The organism is Mycobacterium intracellulare ATCC 13950 (assembly GCF_000277125.1).
GTDB classification, from domain to species: domain Bacteria; phylum Actinomycetota; class Actinomycetes; order Mycobacteriales; family Mycobacteriaceae; genus Mycobacterium; species Mycobacterium intracellulare.
On sequence record NC_016946.1, the window covers coordinates 3230001 to 3246131 of the forward strand.

Annotated in this window: 11 protein-coding genes and 1 pseudogene; 8 read left to right on the forward strand and 4 right to left on the reverse strand. The window is 70.8% G+C overall.

Features of this window, described 5'->3' with window-relative positions:
- Nucleotides 1–7: 7 nt before the first annotated feature.
- Both OCU_RS39750 and OCU_RS39755 read right to left on the reverse strand, forming a co-directional pair.
- Nucleotides 8–1165, reverse strand: coding sequence for an 8-amino-7-oxononanoate synthase (locus OCU_RS39750; protein ID WP_014380371.1), 1158 nt, complete (start codon nucleotides 1163–1165; stop codon nucleotides 8–10).
- Between the two features lie 175 nt (nucleotides 1166–1340).
- On the reverse strand, nucleotides 1341–2645 hold the full coding sequence (locus tag OCU_RS39755) for an adenosylmethionine--8-amino-7-oxononanoate transaminase (protein ID WP_014380373.1): 1305 nt from the start codon (nucleotides 2643–2645) through the stop codon (nucleotides 1341–1343).
- Between the two features lie 62 nt (nucleotides 2646–2707).
- On the opposite strand from OCU_RS39755, the gene OCU_RS39760 reads away from it, so the two are divergent.
- The 7 genes and pseudogenes from OCU_RS39760 to OCU_RS51420 all read left to right on the forward strand — a co-directional run bounded on the left by OCU_RS39760 (nucleotide 2708) and on the right by OCU_RS51420 (nucleotide 13168).
- Nucleotides 2708–3145 (forward strand): hypothetical protein, encoded by a 438-nt coding sequence (locus OCU_RS39760; protein ID WP_008257820.1) that lies wholly within the window; start codon nucleotides 2708–2710, stop codon nucleotides 3143–3145.
- Nucleotides 3146–3478: 333 nt separating this feature from the next.
- A pseudogene (gene ripD, locus OCU_RS39765) lies at nucleotides 3479–4147 on the forward strand (NlpC/P60 family peptidoglycan-binding protein RipD); the annotation flags it as partial.
- 314 nt (nucleotides 4148–4461) lie between these two features.
- On the forward strand, nucleotides 4462–6648 hold the full coding sequence (locus OCU_RS39770; protein ID WP_014380375.1) for an acyltransferase family protein: 2187 nt from the start codon (nucleotides 4462–4464) through the stop codon (nucleotides 6646–6648).
- Nucleotides 6649–6707: 59 nt separating this feature from the next.
- Nucleotides 6708–8918: a glycogen debranching protein GlgX gene (gene glgX, locus OCU_RS39775; RefSeq protein WP_014380376.1), complete on the forward strand. Its 2211-nt coding sequence runs from the start codon at nucleotides 6708–6710 to the stop codon at nucleotides 8916–8918.
- 3 nt (nucleotides 8919–8921) lie between these two features.
- Nucleotides 8922–11231, forward strand: a complete 2310-nt coding sequence (gene treY / locus OCU_RS39780) for a malto-oligosyltrehalose synthase (RefSeq protein WP_014380377.1) — start codon at nucleotides 8922–8924, stop codon at nucleotides 11229–11231.
- Complete coding sequence (treZ, locus tag OCU_RS39785; protein WP_009954058.1) at nucleotides 11224–12966, forward strand: malto-oligosyltrehalose trehalohydrolase; 1743 nt, start codon at nucleotides 11224–11226, stop codon at nucleotides 12964–12966. The genes treY and treZ overlap by 8 nt, the downstream gene beginning before the upstream one ends.
- 37 nt (nucleotides 12967–13003) lie before the next feature.
- The gene (locus OCU_RS51420; protein ID WP_009954057.1) at nucleotides 13004–13168 is read left to right on the forward strand and encodes a hypothetical protein; all 165 of its coding nucleotides are present in this window, start codon (nucleotides 13004–13006) and stop codon (nucleotides 13166–13168) included.
- A gap of 7 nt (nucleotides 13169–13175) precedes the next feature.
- On the opposite strand, the gene OCU_RS39790 is transcribed toward OCU_RS51420, so the two are convergent.
- Nucleotides 13176–14504 (reverse strand): aminotransferase class I/II-fold pyridoxal phosphate-dependent enzyme, encoded by a 1329-nt coding sequence (locus OCU_RS39790; RefSeq protein ID WP_014380379.1) that lies wholly within the window; start codon nucleotides 14502–14504, stop codon nucleotides 13176–13178.
- A gap of 28 nt (nucleotides 14505–14532) precedes the next feature.
- Here OCU_RS39790 and OCU_RS39795 point away from each other — a divergent pair, with 28 nt between their 5' ends.
- The gene (locus tag OCU_RS39795) at nucleotides 14533–15216 is read left to right on the forward strand and encodes a pyridoxamine 5'-phosphate oxidase family protein (RefSeq protein ID WP_014380380.1); all 684 of its coding nucleotides are present in this window, start codon (nucleotides 14533–14535) and stop codon (nucleotides 15214–15216) included.
- A 2-nt stretch (nucleotides 15217–15218) separates the two neighbouring features.
- Here OCU_RS39795 and OCU_RS39800 read toward each other — a convergent pair whose 3' ends face one another.
- The gene (locus OCU_RS39800) at nucleotides 15219–16124 is read right to left on the reverse strand and encodes a phosphatase PAP2 family protein (protein WP_020188589.1); all 906 of its coding nucleotides are present in this window, start codon (nucleotides 16122–16124) and stop codon (nucleotides 15219–15221) included.
- Nucleotides 16125–16131 lie beyond the last annotated feature (7 nt).

Sequence of the window (16131 nt, forward strand, 5' to 3'; positions counted from 1 at the left end):
GGGTGCCCTAGCCAAGCCCGGCGAGCACGTCGGTGAGCACCCGGCGCGCGAGGTCCAGCTCGGCGTCGTCCAGCGACGCGCGCGCGGTCAGCCGCAGCCGCGAGGTGCCGGCGGGCACGGTCGGGGGCCGGAAGCATCCGACCCGCACGCCGGCGTCCAGGCAGGCGGTCGCGGCGGCCACCGCCACGTCGGGGTCGCCGAGTATCACCGACACCACCGCCGACTGCGGTAGCTCGCGTACCCCGCAGGCCTCGGCGAGGATGCCGGCATGGCGCAGCACGGCGTCCGCGCGCCACGGTTCGGCCCGCAGCACCCGCAGCGCGGCGCGCGCGGCACCCACCGCCGCCGGGGCCAGTCCGGTGTCGAAGATGAACGTGCGCGCCGAATCGATCAGATGGGCGCGCACCGACGCCGGCCCGAGCACCGCGCCGCCCTGGCTGCCCAGCGCCTTGGACAGCGTGGTGGTCATGACCACGTCCGGCGCACCGGCCAGCCCGACCTCGTGCAGCAGCCCGCGCCCGCCGCCGCGCACCCCGAGGCCGTGCGCCTCGTCGACGATGAGCAGGGCGCGATGCCGACGGCACACGTCGTGCAGTTCGCGAAGCGGCGCCAGGGCGCCGTCGGTGGAAAACACCGATTCGGTAAGGACGACCGCGCGTTCCTCGTCGCGCGATCGCAGCGCCGCCTCCACGGCACCGACGTCGCGATGCGGCGTCACCGCCACCCGGGCCCGCGACAGCCGGCAGGCGTCGACGAGCGAGGCGTGCGAAAGCTCGTCGGACACCACCAGCGAACCCCGGCCGGACAGCCCGACGACGGCGCCCAGGTTGGCCGCGTAGCCCGAGGAGAACAGCAACCCCGCGGCCGCCCCGGCGTAGTCGGCGAGCTCGGTCTCGAATTCCTCGTGCAGTTCGGTGTCGCCGGTGACCAGGCGGGACCCGGTCGCCCCGGCGCCCCACAGGCGCAGCGCGGCGACCCCACCGTCGATCACGTCGGGGTGTTGGGACAAACCCAGGTAGTCGTTGGATGCCAGGTCCAGCTCGGTGGCCACGGCGGGGCGCGGCCGCAGCGAGCGGCGCAGCCCGGCCTCGCGGCGCTGCCGTTCCACCGCCTCCAGCCAGGCCAGCGGGGAGACGTCGATCGGTGCCTGCGGGGAGGCGTTCATAGGGGCTCAGCCTAGTGGCGATCGCCAGCGCGGCCGCGGCGACCGCCAACGCGGCGTAGCCGGGCGCAGCGGGTCGCCGCATAGTCCACGCCGGGCGCAGCGGGTCGCCGCATAGTCCACGCCGGGCGCAGCGGGTCGCCGCATAGTCCACGCCGGGCGCAGCGGGTCGCCACTGCTAGCCGACGAGGCGGGCGACCTGCACCATCGCCGAGGTGATCCGGGAGATCTCGTCGGGCGTGCAAATGTAGGGCGGCATCGCGTAGACCAGGTTGCGAAACGGGCGCAGCCAGACGCCGTGGTCCAGCGCCGCCGGCGTGGCGACGGCGAGGTCGACCGGGCGCGCGCATTCGATGACGCCGATGGCCCCGCGCACCCGGACGTCGGTCACGCCGGGCAATGCGCGGGCGGGTTCGAGCCCGGTGGCCAGCCCGGTGCCGATCTCGGCGACCCGCGACCGCCAGTCCTGCCCGAGCAGCAGCTCGACGCTGGCCACCGAGACCGCGCAGGCCAGCGCGTTGGCCATGAACGTGGGCCCGTGCATCAGCGCGCCGGCCTCGCCGCCGCTGATGGTGTGGGCGATCTCGGTGGTGCACAGGGTGGCGGCCAGGCTCAGGTAGCCGCCGGTCAGCGCCTTGCCGACGCACATGATGTCGGGGCTGACGCCGGCGTGGTCGGCTGCGAAGAGCTCGCCGGTGCGGCCGAAGCCGGTGGCGATCTCGTCGAAGATCAGCAGCACGTCGTGCCGTCGGCAGATCTCGCGCAGGTCGCGCAGGTACCGCGGGTCGTGGAAGCGCATGCCGCCGGCGCCCTGCACGACGGGTTCGACGATGACCGCGGCCAGTTCGTCGGCGTGGCGGGCCAGTTGCGCCTCGAACGCCGCGCTGTAGGCGGCGTCGTAGTCCCGGGGCACCTGCGGGGCGAACACCTGCCGGGCCAGGATGTCGGTCCACAGCGAATGCATGCCGCCGTCGGGGTCGCAGACGCTCATCGGGGTGAAGGTGTCGCCGTGGTAGCCGCCGCGCCAGGTCATCAGCCGGTGCTTGCCGGGCCGGTCGAGGCTGCGCCAGTACTGCAGCGCCATCTTCACCGCCACCTCCACCGACACGGATCCGGAGTCGCTGAAGAACACCGTCTCCAGGCCGGCCGGGGTGATCTCGACCAGCAGCTGGGCCAGCCGGGCCGCGGGCTCGTGGGTCAGTCCGCCGAACATGACGTGGTTCATGGCGCCGAGCTGGGCGGACAGGGCCGCGTCCAGGACCGGGTGGCCGTGCCCGTGGATCGCGGTCCACCAGGAGCTCATGGCGTCGAGCGCCTCGACGGGTTCGCCGTCGCGGATCAGGGTCAGCCGGGCGCCGTGCGCCGCGACCGCGACGACGGGTGCGATGGATTCGGCGCCGATCGTGCTGTACGGATGCCACAGGTGCGCGGCGTCGATCGCGCTGATCTGCTCGGGCGTCAGCCCGGCCTTGGCCGCGGGCATAGTGATCGAGGGTAAAGCAGCCGATTCGCGCAAACCCGGGCCGTCGGGAAGCATGGGACATCATGGCCACGCCGCAGCAGCCCGACAGCGCAGGGCCCGCACCCGACCTGGTGGATTACGACGCCGAGGCCCCCGGGGCGCCGCGGGTGATCCGGGTGCGGCTGGCGGTGTGGGACGTCGTCTGCACCGTCACCCTGCTGGTCCTGCTCGCCGTGCTGGCCACGGCGACGACCTGGCCGTCGCGGCTTTTCGGCTTCCTGGCGCATGTCTGCGCGGACGAGACCTGCGGGCCGGTTCCCTTCGGGCTGGATCTGTACATCCACCCGGTGGTGTGGGGCGGGATCGGGGCGGCCCTCACCGCCGCCGTCATCGGCCCGGTGGTGTCCATCCTGAAGGGCTGGTACATGTCTTTCTGGCCGGTTCTGGCTCTGGCGCTGGTCATGGTGAGCTCGGCGGCGGGAACGATGCTGACCTTGTTCAGCGAACGCTATTGGCTCTGATCGGGCCGGCGTCTCCGCCCCGTGACGGGATGGCTACGTCGTAGCCGGCTGAGACCGAAATCACAACTGCGCATACGGGATTGGGCCGCGCCAGTCACCGTCCGGTCACGGTACGACAAATAATCCCCCGGGGCCCTGGCGGCTAACACCATCTGTTGTCAAAGTTACGGTTGTGACTGATGTGAATACGGCCAGTCTGACGGGCCGGTTCACTACGCAAGTGCCATGGACGGCGCGGCCCCAGCGTGGGGGCCGTCGCCCGATCCATGAACCGGGGGCGGACGCGCGAGGTCACCGCGTCGAGGCCCCACGAGCGCCTGAGAGGCCAGAAACATGAAACGCATCTACGCCCTCGCGATCGGTTTGGCCCTGCTCGGGGCGCCGATGGTGGTTCCCACCGTCGCGACCGCCGACCCGGGCGCCAGGTCGATGGACTATCAGCAGGCCACCGACGTGGTGATCGCCCGCGGTCTGTCGCAGCGCGGCGTGCCGTTCTCCTGGGCCGGGGGCGGCATCAACGGCCCCACCCGCGGCACCGGTACGGGCGCCAACACCGTCGGTTTCGACGCCTCGGGGCTGATGCAGTACGCGTACGCCGGTGCCGGCGTGAAGCTGCCGCGTTCCTCCGGGGCGATCTACCGCGTCGGCCAGAAGATCCTGCCGCAGCAGGCCCGCAAGGGTGACCTGATCTTCTACGGACCCGAAGGCACGCAAAGCGTCGCGATGTACCTGGGCAACAACCAGATGCTCGAGGTCGGCGACGTCGTGCAGGTCTCGCCGGTGCGCGCCAACGGCATGACGCCCTACATGGTCCGCATCCTCGGCGCTTCCGCGCCGACGCCACAGGCCCCGGCTCAGCAGCTGCCCACCCAGCAGGCTCCGGCTCAGCAGGCGCCATTGCAGCAGGCACCGGCTCAGCAGGCGCCGACACAACAGGCGCCGTTGCAGCAGGCGCCGGTGCAGCAGTCCCCGTTCACGCAAGCGCCGCAGCAGCAACTGCCCACCCAGCAGGCGCCGTTGCAGCAGGTCCCGACGCAGCAGGCGCCGCTGCAGCAGGTCCCCACGCAGCAGGCGCCGGCGCAGCAGGTGCCGACCCAGCGTGCGCCGTTGCAGCTGGCACCGACACAACAGTCGCCGTTACAGCAGGCACCCGTGCAGCAGCTGCCCACCCAGCAGGCCCCGTTGCAGCCGGCGGGCGCCGGTCTCACCCGGTAATTCCCACGGGTCGTCCGCTGCCTTCCGACGCCCGCCACTCGCTCCCCCGCCGCGCGCGGTCGGGAACGGGTGGCGGGTTTTGGGTAAATTAGCGGTCGATCATGCAGACCCCGACACGTCCTTCCGCACCGATCGCCGCCGCCGATCCGGGGGACTCGGGGGCGCCCACCGCGGAATCCTGGGGGTCGCAGGGGTTCTATCGCGACGACCTCGACGGCTTGCGCGGCATTGCGATCGCGCTCGTCGCCGTGTTCCACATCTGGTTCGGCCGCGTCTCCGGCGGCGTCGACGTCTTCCTGGCGCTGTCCGGATTCTTCTTCGGCGGCAAGATCATTCGCGCCGCGTTGAACCCGGCGGTCACCCTGTCGCCGGTGGCCGAGGTGATCCGGCTCATCCGTCGCCTCGTTCCGGCCCTCGTCGTCGTGCTGGCCGGGTGCGCGGTGCTCACCATCCTGGTTCAGCCGGAAACCCGCTGGGAGGCCTTCGCCGACCAGAGCCTCGCCAGCCTCGGTTACTACCAGAACTGGGAGTTGGCCAACACCGCCTCCGACTACCTGCGCGCCGGCGAGGCCGTCAGCCCCCTGCAGCACATCTGGTCGATGTCGGTGCAGGGCCAGTTCTACGTCAGCTTCCTCGTCGTGATCGCCGGCCTGGCGTACCTGTGCGGGCGTCGGCCGGGCGCCCGGCTGAAGACGGTGTTCCTGGTGGTGCTGAGCGCGCTGACGCTGGCCTCGTTCGTCTACGCGATCATCGCGCACCAGGACAACCAGACGGCCGCCTATTACGACAGCTTCGCGCGCGGCTGGGAGTTGCTGCTGGGGGCGCTGGTCGGGGCGCTGGTGACCCGCATCCGCTGGCCCATGTGGTTGCGCACGGCGCTGGCGACGGTCGCGCTGGGCGCGGTGCTGTCGTGCGGGGCGCTCATCGACGGCGTGCGCGAGTTCCCCGGCCCGTGGGCCCTGGTCCCCGTCGGCGCCGCCATGCTGCTGATCCTCGTCGGAGCCGGCTCGACGGGCGAGCGCGGCGCCCAGGGCCGGCTGCCGCTGCCCAATCGGCTGCTGGCGACGCGTCCGCTGGTCGAGCTGGGCGCCATGGCGTATTCGCTCTACCTCTGGCATTGGCCGCTGCTCATCTTCTGGCTGTCCTATACCGGTCACAAGCACGCCACGTTCCTCGAAGGCGCGGTGCTGCTGGTGGTGTCGGGCGTGCTGGCGTACCTGACCAACCGGCTCGTCGAGGACCCCCTGCGCTACCGGGCCGCCTCGAAGCCGGCACCCCGTCCGGCCGCGCCGACCACCCGGTGGCTGGCCCGCCTCCGGCGGCCGACGCTGGTGCTGGGATCGGCGGTCGTGCTGCTGGGCGTGACGCTGACGGCGACGTCGTTCACGTGGCGTCAACACGTCACGGTGCTGCGGTCGGCGGGCAAGGAGCTCAGCGTCCTCAACCCGCAGGACTATCCCGGCGCACGGGCCCTGACCGAACGCGTGCGCGTGCCGAAACTGCCGATGCGGCCCACGGTCTTGGAGGTGAAGCAGGACCTGCCAGCCTCGACCAAGGACGGGTGCATCAGCGACTTCGTCAACCCCGCGGTGGTCAACTGCACCTACGGCGATGCCGCCGCCGAGCGCACGATCGCGCTGGCGGGCGGGTCGCACGCCGAGCACTGGCTGCCCGCGCTGGACATCCTGGGCAAGCTGCACCACTTCAAGGTCGTGACGTATCTCAAGATGGGCTGCCCGCTGTCGACCGAGCAGGTCCCGCTGATCATGGGCAACAACGCCCCCTACCCGCAGTGCCGCGAGTGGGTGCAACAGACGATGACCAAACTGGTCACCGACCGCCCCGACTACGTCTTCACTACGACCACCCGGCCGTGGAACATCAAGTCCGGCGACGTGATGCCCGCCACCTACATCGGGATTTGGCAAACGTTGTCCGACAACAACATTCCCATCCTCGGAATGCGAGACACCCCGTGGCTGGTGAAGAACGGCCAGCCGTTCGACCCGGCGGACTGCCTGGCCAAACGGGGCGCGACCGCGCAGTCATGCGCGATCAAGCGGTCCGACCTGCTCTCCGACCGCAACCAGACCCTCGACTTCGTCAGCCAATTCCCGCAGCTCAAGGTGCTCGACATGTCCGACGCGATCTGCCGCGCCGACGTGTGCCGCCCGGTCGAGGGCAACATCCTGGTCTACCACGGCGCCCACCACCTGTCCCCCACCTACATGCGGACCATGGCGCCAGAACTGGGCCGCCAGATCGCCGAGAACACCGGCTGGTGGTGAACCGCCTCGCGGACCGCCGTACGTTCGTGAGGGTCCCGCGCCGCGGATAAGGTCGATAGGTGTCCACCAACAATTCCGCTTCAGAACCAGGCGGTCACCAAGAACCCAAACTCGCCACCGTCTGGCCGGGAAACCCATATCCGCTCGGGGCGTCCTACGACGGCGCCGGGACCAACTTCTCCCTGTTCTCCGAAATCGCCGAAAAGGTCGAGCTGTGCCTGATCGACCACCGGGGCGGCGAGTCGCGGATTCCCCTGGAGGAGGTGGACGGATACGTCTGGCACGCCTATCTGCCCAACATCAACCCGGGCCAGCGCTACGGGTTTCGCGTCTACGGCCCCTTCGACCCGGCGGCGGGTCACCGGTGCGACCCCAGCAAGTTGTTGCTCGACCCGTACGGCAAGGCTTTTCACGGCGATTTCGCGTTCGGCCAGGCGCTGTTCTCCTACGACCTGAAGGCCTACCGGGAAAGGGACCCCGAGGGACCCAACGCCGACGGGGCCGACCCGGGAACTCCCCCCATGGTCGACTCGCTGGGCCACACCATGACCAGCGTGGTGAGCAACCCGTTCTTCGACTGGGGATCCGACCGAGCCCCGCTGACCCCCTACCACGAAACCGTCATCTACGAGGCGCATGTCAAGGGCATGACGCAGAACCACCCCAGCGTCCCGGAGGAACTGCGGGGCACCTACGCCGGCCTGGCCCACCCGGCGATCATCGACCATCTCAAGTCGCTCAACGTCACCGCCATCGAACTGATGCCGGTGCACCAGTTCATGCACGACTCGCGACTGCTCGACCTGGGATTGCGAAACTACTGGGGCTACAACACGTTCGGGTTCTTCGCCCCGCACAACCAATACGCCGCCAACCGCAACTCCAGCGTCGCCGAGTTCAAGTCCATGGTGCGCAGCTTCCACGAGGCGGGCATCGAGGTGATCCTCGACGTCGTCTACAACCACACCGCCGAGGGCAATCACCTGGGGCCGACCATCAATTTCCGGGGCATCGACAACGCCGCGTACTACCGGCTCGTCGACGGCGACCTGCGGCTGTACAAGGACTACACCGGCACCGGTAACAGCCTCAACCCGCGCCACCCGCACGTGCTGCAGCTGATCATGGACTCGCTGCGCTACTGGGTGACCGAGATGCACGTCGACGGATTCCGCTTCGACCTGGCCGCCACGCTGGCCCGCGAACTGCACGACGTCGACCGGTTGAGCGCGTTTTTCGATCTGGTGCAGCAGGATCCGATCGTCAGCCAGGTCAAACTGATCGCCGAGCCGTGGGACGTCGGCGAGGGCGGCTATCAAGTCGGAAACTTCCCGGGTTTGTGGACCGAGTGGAACGGGAAGTATCGCGATACTGTGCGCGATTACTGGCGGGGTGAGCCCGCAACCCTGGGTGAGTTCGCCTCCCGGCTGACCGGGTCGTCGGACCTGTACGAGGCGACCGGCCGGCGCCCCAGCGCCAGCATCAACTTCGTCACGGCGCACGACGGCTTCACGCTCAATGACCTGGTGTCCTACAACGAAAAGCACAACATGGCCAACGGCGAGGACAACCGGGACGGCGAAAGCCACAACCGCTCGTGGAACTGTGGCGTCGAGGGCCCCACCGACGACCCCGACATCACCGAGCTGCGCTACCGACAGATGCGCAACTTCTGGGCGACGCTGATGGTCAGCCAGGGCACGCCGATGATCGCCCACGGCGACGAGCTCGGGCGTACCCAGAACGGCAACAACAACGTTTACTGCCAGGACTCCGAATTGTCTTGGATGGATTGGTCTTTGGTCGACAAGAACTCCGACCTGCTGGCGTTCGCGCGCAAGGTGACCGCCCTGCGCAAGCAGCACCCGGTGTTCCGCCGGCGCCGGTTCTTCGAGGGCGAGCCGATCCGCAGCGGCGACGAGGTGCGTGACATCGCCTGGCTGAATCCGAGCAGCCGCGAGATGACGCACGAGGATTGGGGCGAGAGCTTTCACAAGTGCGTGGCCGTCTTCCTCAACGGTGACGCCATCACCGCGCCGAACGCCCGCGGGGAGCGGGTGGTCGACGACTCATTCCTGTTGTGCTTCAACGCCGGCGACGATCCGGTGGAGTTCTCGATGCCGCCCGACGACTATGCGCAGGAGTGGACGGTGGAACTGGACACCAACGAACCGACGGGCAGCAAAGAGGGTCCCGACCAGGTGGTGACCGCCGAGGAGAAGGTGTCGTTGCCCTCACGCTCGTTGCTCATCTTGCGTAAGACTCTGTGACGCATGGATTTACCCATCCTGTCCACCTATCGGCTGCAGCTGCGTGGTGAGTCGAGCGGGTCCGCGTTCACCTTCTCCGACGCGGAAGACCTGCTGGACTACCTGGACGACCTCGGGGTGACGCACCTGTACCTGTCCCCGATCATGACCGCGACCACCGGGTCGAGCCACGGCTACGACGTCACCGACCCCACGACGGTGTCCCCCGAACTCGGCGGCCGTGACGGCCTGGCGCGGCTGTCGGCGGCGGCGCGGGCGCGTGGCCTGGGACTGGTCGTCGACATCGTGCCCAACCACGTCGGAATCGACCAGCCCCGGCAGAACCCCTGGTGGTGGGACGTCCTGCGGAACGGCCGTTCTTCGCCCTACGCAACGTTTTTCGACATCGACTGGGACCTCGACCAGGATGGCCGCATCGTGCTGCCGGTGCTGGGCTCCGACGAGGACGCCGCCGACCTGACCGTCGACGGGGACGTGCTGCGCCTGGGCGATCTGGCGCTGCCGATCGCGCCCGGCACCGCCGGCGGCACCGGTCCCGAGGTGCACGATCGCCAGCACTACCGCCTGGTGGGCTGGCGCAACGGCGTGTGCGGCTACCGCCGGTTCTTCTCGATCACCTCGCTGGCGGGGCTGCGCCAGGAAGACCGCGCGGTCTTCGACGCCACGCACGCCGAAGTCGGGCGGTGGTTCGCCGAGGGGCTCGTCGACGGTGTGCGCATCGATCACCCCGACGGCCTGTCCGATCCGTGCGGCTACCTGGCGTGGTTACGCGAATTGGTCGGCCCCTCGGCCTGGATCGTGATCGAGAAGATCCTGGCGGTCGACGAGGCGCTCGAGCCCACCCTGCCGGTCGGCGGCACCACCGGTTACGACGTGCTGCGTGAGGTCGGCGGCCTCTTCGTGGATCCGCAGGGCGCCCCGGCGCTGACCGCGCTGGTGGAGTCCTCCGGCGTGGACTACCGGGCGTTGCCGGACATGCTGGCCGACCTCAAGATCCGTTCGGCCACCGACACGTTGGGCAGCGAGCTGTCCCGGCTGCGCCGCAGCATCGCTGCCGCCGCCGGCGCCGACCACCCGCAGCTGCCCGCGGCGGTGGCGGCGTTGCTCACCCACCTCGGCGTCTACCGCAGCGACTACCCCGGCCTGGTCGCGCTGTTGCCCACCGCACTGGCCGAAACCGAGGCGGCCGCACCGGAATTGGGCCCGGCGCTGCAGGTGCTGGCCGCGGCGCTGGCCCGCGGCGGCGAGCCGGCCACCCGGCTACAGCAGCTGTGCGGGGCCGTCACCGCAAAGTCTGTCGAGGACTGCCTGTTCTATCGCGACGCCCGGTTGGTATCGCTGAACGAGGTGGGCGGCGAGCCGCACCGCTTCGGGGTCGGCGCGGCCGAGTTCCATCACAGCGCCGCCAGCCGCGCCCGGATGTGGCCGCAGGCCATGACGACGCTGACCACCCACGACACCAAACGCGGAGAGGACGTGCGCGCCCGGATCGGGGTGCTGTCGCAGGTGCCGTCGCTGTGGGCCGAGTTCGTCGCCCGCTGGGAGACCCGCGCCCCCTCCCCCGACCCGGCGACCGGACAGTTCCTGTGGCAGAACATCTTCGGCGTGTGGCCGGTCAGCGGGCAGGTCACCCGCGAGCTGCGCGAGCGGCTGCACGGCTACGCGGAGAAGGCCATCCGGGAAGCGGCCTGGCACACCTCGTGGAACGACCCCGACACCGACTTCGAGGACGCGATCCACCGCTGGCTGGACACGGTGCTCGACGGCCCGGTGGCCGGGCAACTGACCGAGCTTGTCGCGCAACTCAATCCGCACGCCGCCAGTGACGCGCTGGGTCAGAAGCTGCTGGCGCTGACCGTGCCGGGGATTCCGGACGTCTATCAGGGCACCGAGCTGTGGGACGACAGCCTGGTCGATCCGGACAATCGCCGGCCGGTCGACTACGCGGCCCGGCGCGCCGCCCTGCACGAGTTGCAGCACCCGAAGATCCGGGTCGTCACCACCGCGCTGCGCGTGCGCCGCGCCCACCCGGACAGCTTCTTGCGGGGCGACTACGTCCCGGTGCTGGCCGACGGCGACGCCGCCGACCACGTGGTGGCCTTCCGCCGGGGCTCAAATGGCGGAGACATCGTGGTCGCGGTGACCCGCTGGACGGTGCGGCTGGCCGAAAGCGGCTGGGGCAACACCGTTTTGCCGCTGCCCGACGGCACCTGGAAAGACGCGCTCACCGGGGCGGTCGCGGACGGACCGACCTCGGCGGCCCAGTTGTTCGCCGACCTGCCGGTCGTGCTGCTGGAGCGGCACCATGACTGACTTCCGGGTGTGGGCGCCCAAACCCGAACGGGTCCGGCTCGACGTCGAGGGCCAGGTGCACCCCATGACGCGCTCGCGGGACGGCTGGTGGCATGCGAGCGTGGACACCGCGCCGGACGCCCGCTACGGGTACCTGCTCGACGACGACCCCACCGTGCTGCCCGACCCGCGCTCCGCGCGCCAGCCCGAGGGCGTGCACGCCCGCTCCCAGCTGTGGGACCCGGCCGGCGCGACGTGGACCGACACCGGGTGGGCCGGCCGGTCGGTCGAAGGCGCGGTGATCTACGAGCTGCACCTGGGGACGTTCACCGGTGCCGGGACCCTCGACGCCGCCATCGACAAGCTGGACTATCTGGTGGATCTCGGCGTGGACTTCGTCGAGCTGATGCCGGTGAATTCCTTTGCCGGCAGCCACGGTTGGGGATACGACGGGGTGTTGTGGTACAGCGTGCACGAGCCCTATGGCGGCCCCGACGCGCTGGTGCGCTTCGTCGACGCCTGCCACGCGAAGGGGCTGGGCGTGCTGATCGACGCGGTGTTCAACCACCTGGGCCCGTCGGGCAACTACCTGCCGCGGTTCGGCCCCTACCTGTCCTCGGCGAGCAACCCGTGGGGCGAGGGCATCAACATCGCCGACGCCGACTCCGACGAGGTCCGCCGCTACATCATCGGCTGCGCGTTGCGCTGGATGCGCGATTTTCATGCCGACGGTCTGCGGCTGGACGCCGTCCACGCACTGGTGGACACCACCGCCATCCATATCCTCGAAGAACTTGCCACCGAAACCGACTGGCTGGCACAGCAGTTGGGGCGCCCGTTGTCGCTGATCGCCGAGAGCGACCTGAACGACCCGCGGCTGATCACCCCGCGCGATCGCGGCGGCTACGGTCTGACCGCGCAATGGGCCGACGACGTTCATCACGCCATCCACACCGCGGTGTCCGGCGAGCGCCAGGGCTACTACGGCGACTTCGGCAGCCTGGCCACCCTGGCGCACACGTTGCGCCAGGGCTTCTTTCACGCCGCGACCTATTCGTCGTTCCGGCGTCGCCGCCACGGCCGCCCGCTGGACACCGGAGCCATTCCGGCGACCCGCCTGGTCGCCTACACCTGCACCCACGATCAGGTCGGCAACCGCGCCCTGGGGGATCGCCCCTCACAGAACCTGACCGGCGGCCAGCTGGCCATCAAGGCGGCTCTGGCGCTCGGATCCCCCTACACCGCAATGCTTTTCATGGGTGAGGAATACGCGGCGGCCACGCCGTTCCAGTTCTTCAGCTCCCATCCCGAACCGGAGCTGGCCAGGGCAACCGCCGAGGGACGCAAGGCCGAGTTCGCCGAGCACGGCTGGGACGCCGACGAGATCCCCGACCCGCAGGACCCCGAGACGTTCGCGCGCTCCAAGCTGAACTGGGACGAGGTCGACACCGGCGAACACGCCCGCCTGCGCCGGCTGTATCGCGACCTGATCGCGTTGCGGCGCACCGACCCCGACCTCGCCGATCCCTGGCTCGAGCACCTCGCGGTCGACTACGACGAGGACCAGGGCTGGATCGCCGTGTCGCGCGGGCAGCTGCGCATCGTGTGCAACCTGGGCGCCGAGCCCGTGCGGGTGCCGGTCGGCGGCGAGGTCGTGCTGGCCTGGGAGGAGCCGGCCGTCGACGCCGACGGCGCTGTGCTGCAAGGCCATTCGTTCGCCATCCTCGCCGCACCCGCGCGGGCTGTGGATAACTGAGTGGCGGCCGCGGGGCGTCGACCCCGATGATGCGGCCATGAATCATTCTGAATTCGGTCACAAACTGCGGCGGATCTGCTCGCACAATCCGACCCGCCGCGGCCTGAACACCCGGCGCACCGTGCGCCGCGACGCGCCACCCAACCCCACCATCGAGCTGTTATGGACCGGCCCCGGCCCGGGTGACGACGAGACCGCCTGACCTGCGGCTACACGATGGGCCGGCCGTCGGGGCGCACCGCCTGGGCGACCGCGTCGGCGAGTGGATCGATCTCGTCGGGCGCCAGGTCCGAGATCGTCAGCCGGATCCCCGCCGGAGTCCGCATGCGGAATCGGGCGCCCGGCGCCGCCGCCCAGCCCGCGCCGAGCAGCCGTGAGATCGCGACCGCCTCGTCGGGAACCGGCACCCACACGTTGAGCCCGGACCGTCCGTGCGCGTCGAGACCGCGGCCGGCCAGGGCGTCGCACAGCCGCGACCGGCGGTCGGCGTAGTGCCGCTCGGCGTCGGCGACCAGCTCGGCTGCCGCGCTGTCGGACCACAGGCCGACGGCCAGCCGTTGCAACAGGTGGCTGACCCAGCCCGGCCCGAGCCGCAGGCGGCCATGCACGCGCTCGACGGTCCGGTGGTCACCGGCCAGCACGGCCACGCGCAGGTCCGGGCCGTAGGCCTTGGACGCCGAGCGGACGAACGCCCAGTGGGCGGTGCAGCCGGCCAGGGTGCGCAGCGGTACGCCGGCGATGCCCGCGCAGTGATCGTCCTCGACCACCAGCAGGTCCTCGGCGCGGCGCGCCAACACCTCACGCAGGACCTCGGCGCGTTGCGCCGATAGCGCGGCACCAGTCGGGTTCTGCGCGCGGTTGGTCAGGACCAGCGCGCGTACCCCGCGCCCGAGGGCCCGGGCCAGGTCGGCGGTCAACGGCCCGTCGTCGTCCACGCGCACCGGCTCGGCCGAAAGCCCCAGGGCGGCAAGAAGATCGAGCAGGTTCGCCCACCCCGGATCCTCGATGGCGACCCGATCGCCGGGGCGCAGATGCGCGGTGAGCGCGCGCTCGATGCCGTCCAGCGCGCCGCTGGTCACCGCCAGGTGTTCGGCGGGCACCCCGTCTGCGATCAGCGCGTGGCGGGCGAACTCCTCCAGCGCCGGCGAGATCGCCGGCCCACCGTAGAGCACGGGCGCGGCGGGCGCCGGTGCGGGCGGGGCGGTGCCCGCGATGGGCAGCAGGTGCGGGTTCGGGTTGCCGGTCGACAGGTCGCGCACGCCCGCGGGCACCTCGAGCCCGAGCAGCGAACGCGGGCTGGTCGCCGGCCGGTGCCGCACCCGGGTGCCCCGGCGGCCGGCGGTCTCGACGGCGCCGCGATCGCGCAGCAGGCGGTAGGCCGCGGCGGCGGTGTTGGCGTTCACGCCGAGCTGCGTGGCCAGCTCGCGGACGGGCGGCAGCGCGTCGCCGGGGGTCAGGGAGCCGGCCGAGATCGCCGCTTCGATGCTCGCGGCTATGGAATCCGCGCCGGTTCCGGTTATGCTGTTTTGTACTGGCACGCATTACATTATGTACTAGGACAAATCAATGGGCAATTCCGTGGACACCGCATACCCGCCGACCTCACGCACCACCCCGACCCGCTACCGGGAACGCGCCCGCTACGACCGTCGCACCGTCCACGACATCCTCGACGAGGCGCTGGTCTGCCATCTGGGATACCTGAGCGCCGGCCGCCCGGTGGTCCTGCCGACCACGCACGCCCGGCTGGACGAGACGCTCTATTTGCACGGTTCGACCGGCGGCGGCCCGCTCCTGGCGGCGCGGGCGGCCGAGGCAGCGGGTTCGGGCCTGCCGGTGTGCGTCACCGTCACCCTGGTCGACGGGCTGGTGCTGGCGCGCTCGGCGATGCACCACTCGGTGAACTTCCGCTCGGTGGTCGCGGTGGGTGAGGCGCGCGTGGTCGACGACCCGGCGGAGAAGTCGCGGGCTTTGGGCTGCCTGCTCGACCACATCGCGCCCGGGCGCGCCGCCGACTGCCGGGCCCCCGACGCCCGTGAGCTCGCCGCGACCGGGGTGCTCGCGCTCGACCTCGTCGAGGTGTCGGCCAAGGTGCGCGGCGGTCCCCCGGCCGACGACCCGCAGGACCTCCCGCTGCCCCACTGGGCCGGCGTGGTGCCGCTGACCCTGACGGCCGGGACGCCGGTGCCGGCCGCCGACCTCGATCCCGCCATTCCCGCGCCGCCACACCTCGGCCGGCGCCGGGGCTGAGCTCACGCCCCCGGTTGCCGGTCGCGGGCCCGTCGGGTGTTGTCCCACCAGGTTCCGACGACCATGACCGCGCCCGCCCAGGCCATGCCCAGCAGCCAGCCCGCGAGCACGTCGCTGAGGTAATGGACGCCCAGGTAGACGCGCGAGAACCCGATCAGGAACCCCGCGCCGATCGTGACGGCCCACACCGTCACGCGCCCGGCCCACCCCCGGATCAGCCAGCGGGTCAATATCCACGCGGAGATGACCATGATCGCCGCCGTGCCGGTGGCGTGTCCGGAGGGAAACGAGTATCCGTCCGCGTCGACGAGGGCGAACGGCAGGGCCGGGCGATTCCGCCCCACCAAGGCCTTGGCGGTGAAGAGCATCAACGGGACCCCGGCGCCGCACGCCAGGGCGAGCACCACCGGGCGCCACGACCCGCACCGCCAACCGGCCACCATGGCAATCGGCAGGGCGAACGCGGCCAGGAACAGGGGGCCGCCCGCGACGGTGATCGTCCGCAGGACGGTGGTCAGCCACAGGTCACGATGGGTCGCAAGCCACCGGGTCACCGGGTGGTCGATCACGGCGATGCCGTCGCCCTCGAGCACGTCGTCGAGCACTTCGGTGAAGCCGACCGCCAGCGTCACGACCACGGCCAGCCCGAGCAGCAGCGCCACGGCGGCGACCTCGCTGATCGGCAGCCGGCCGGCCAGCGCCCGCCAGCGGTCGCTGATCCGCTCGCGCGCCCACGCCAGGGTCTCGCCGATCACGGCGACGCCCGACACCCTCTCCCGCAGGCCCCGCAGCAGGCGCCCGCGCCGGGCGACCCGGATGGCCGCCCACGCGAGCAGCACGAGCAAGGCGATGGTGGCGGCGCTGACCACCCCGAAACCGGGGGTCCCGGGTCCATACGGCTCGTGCATGTAACGC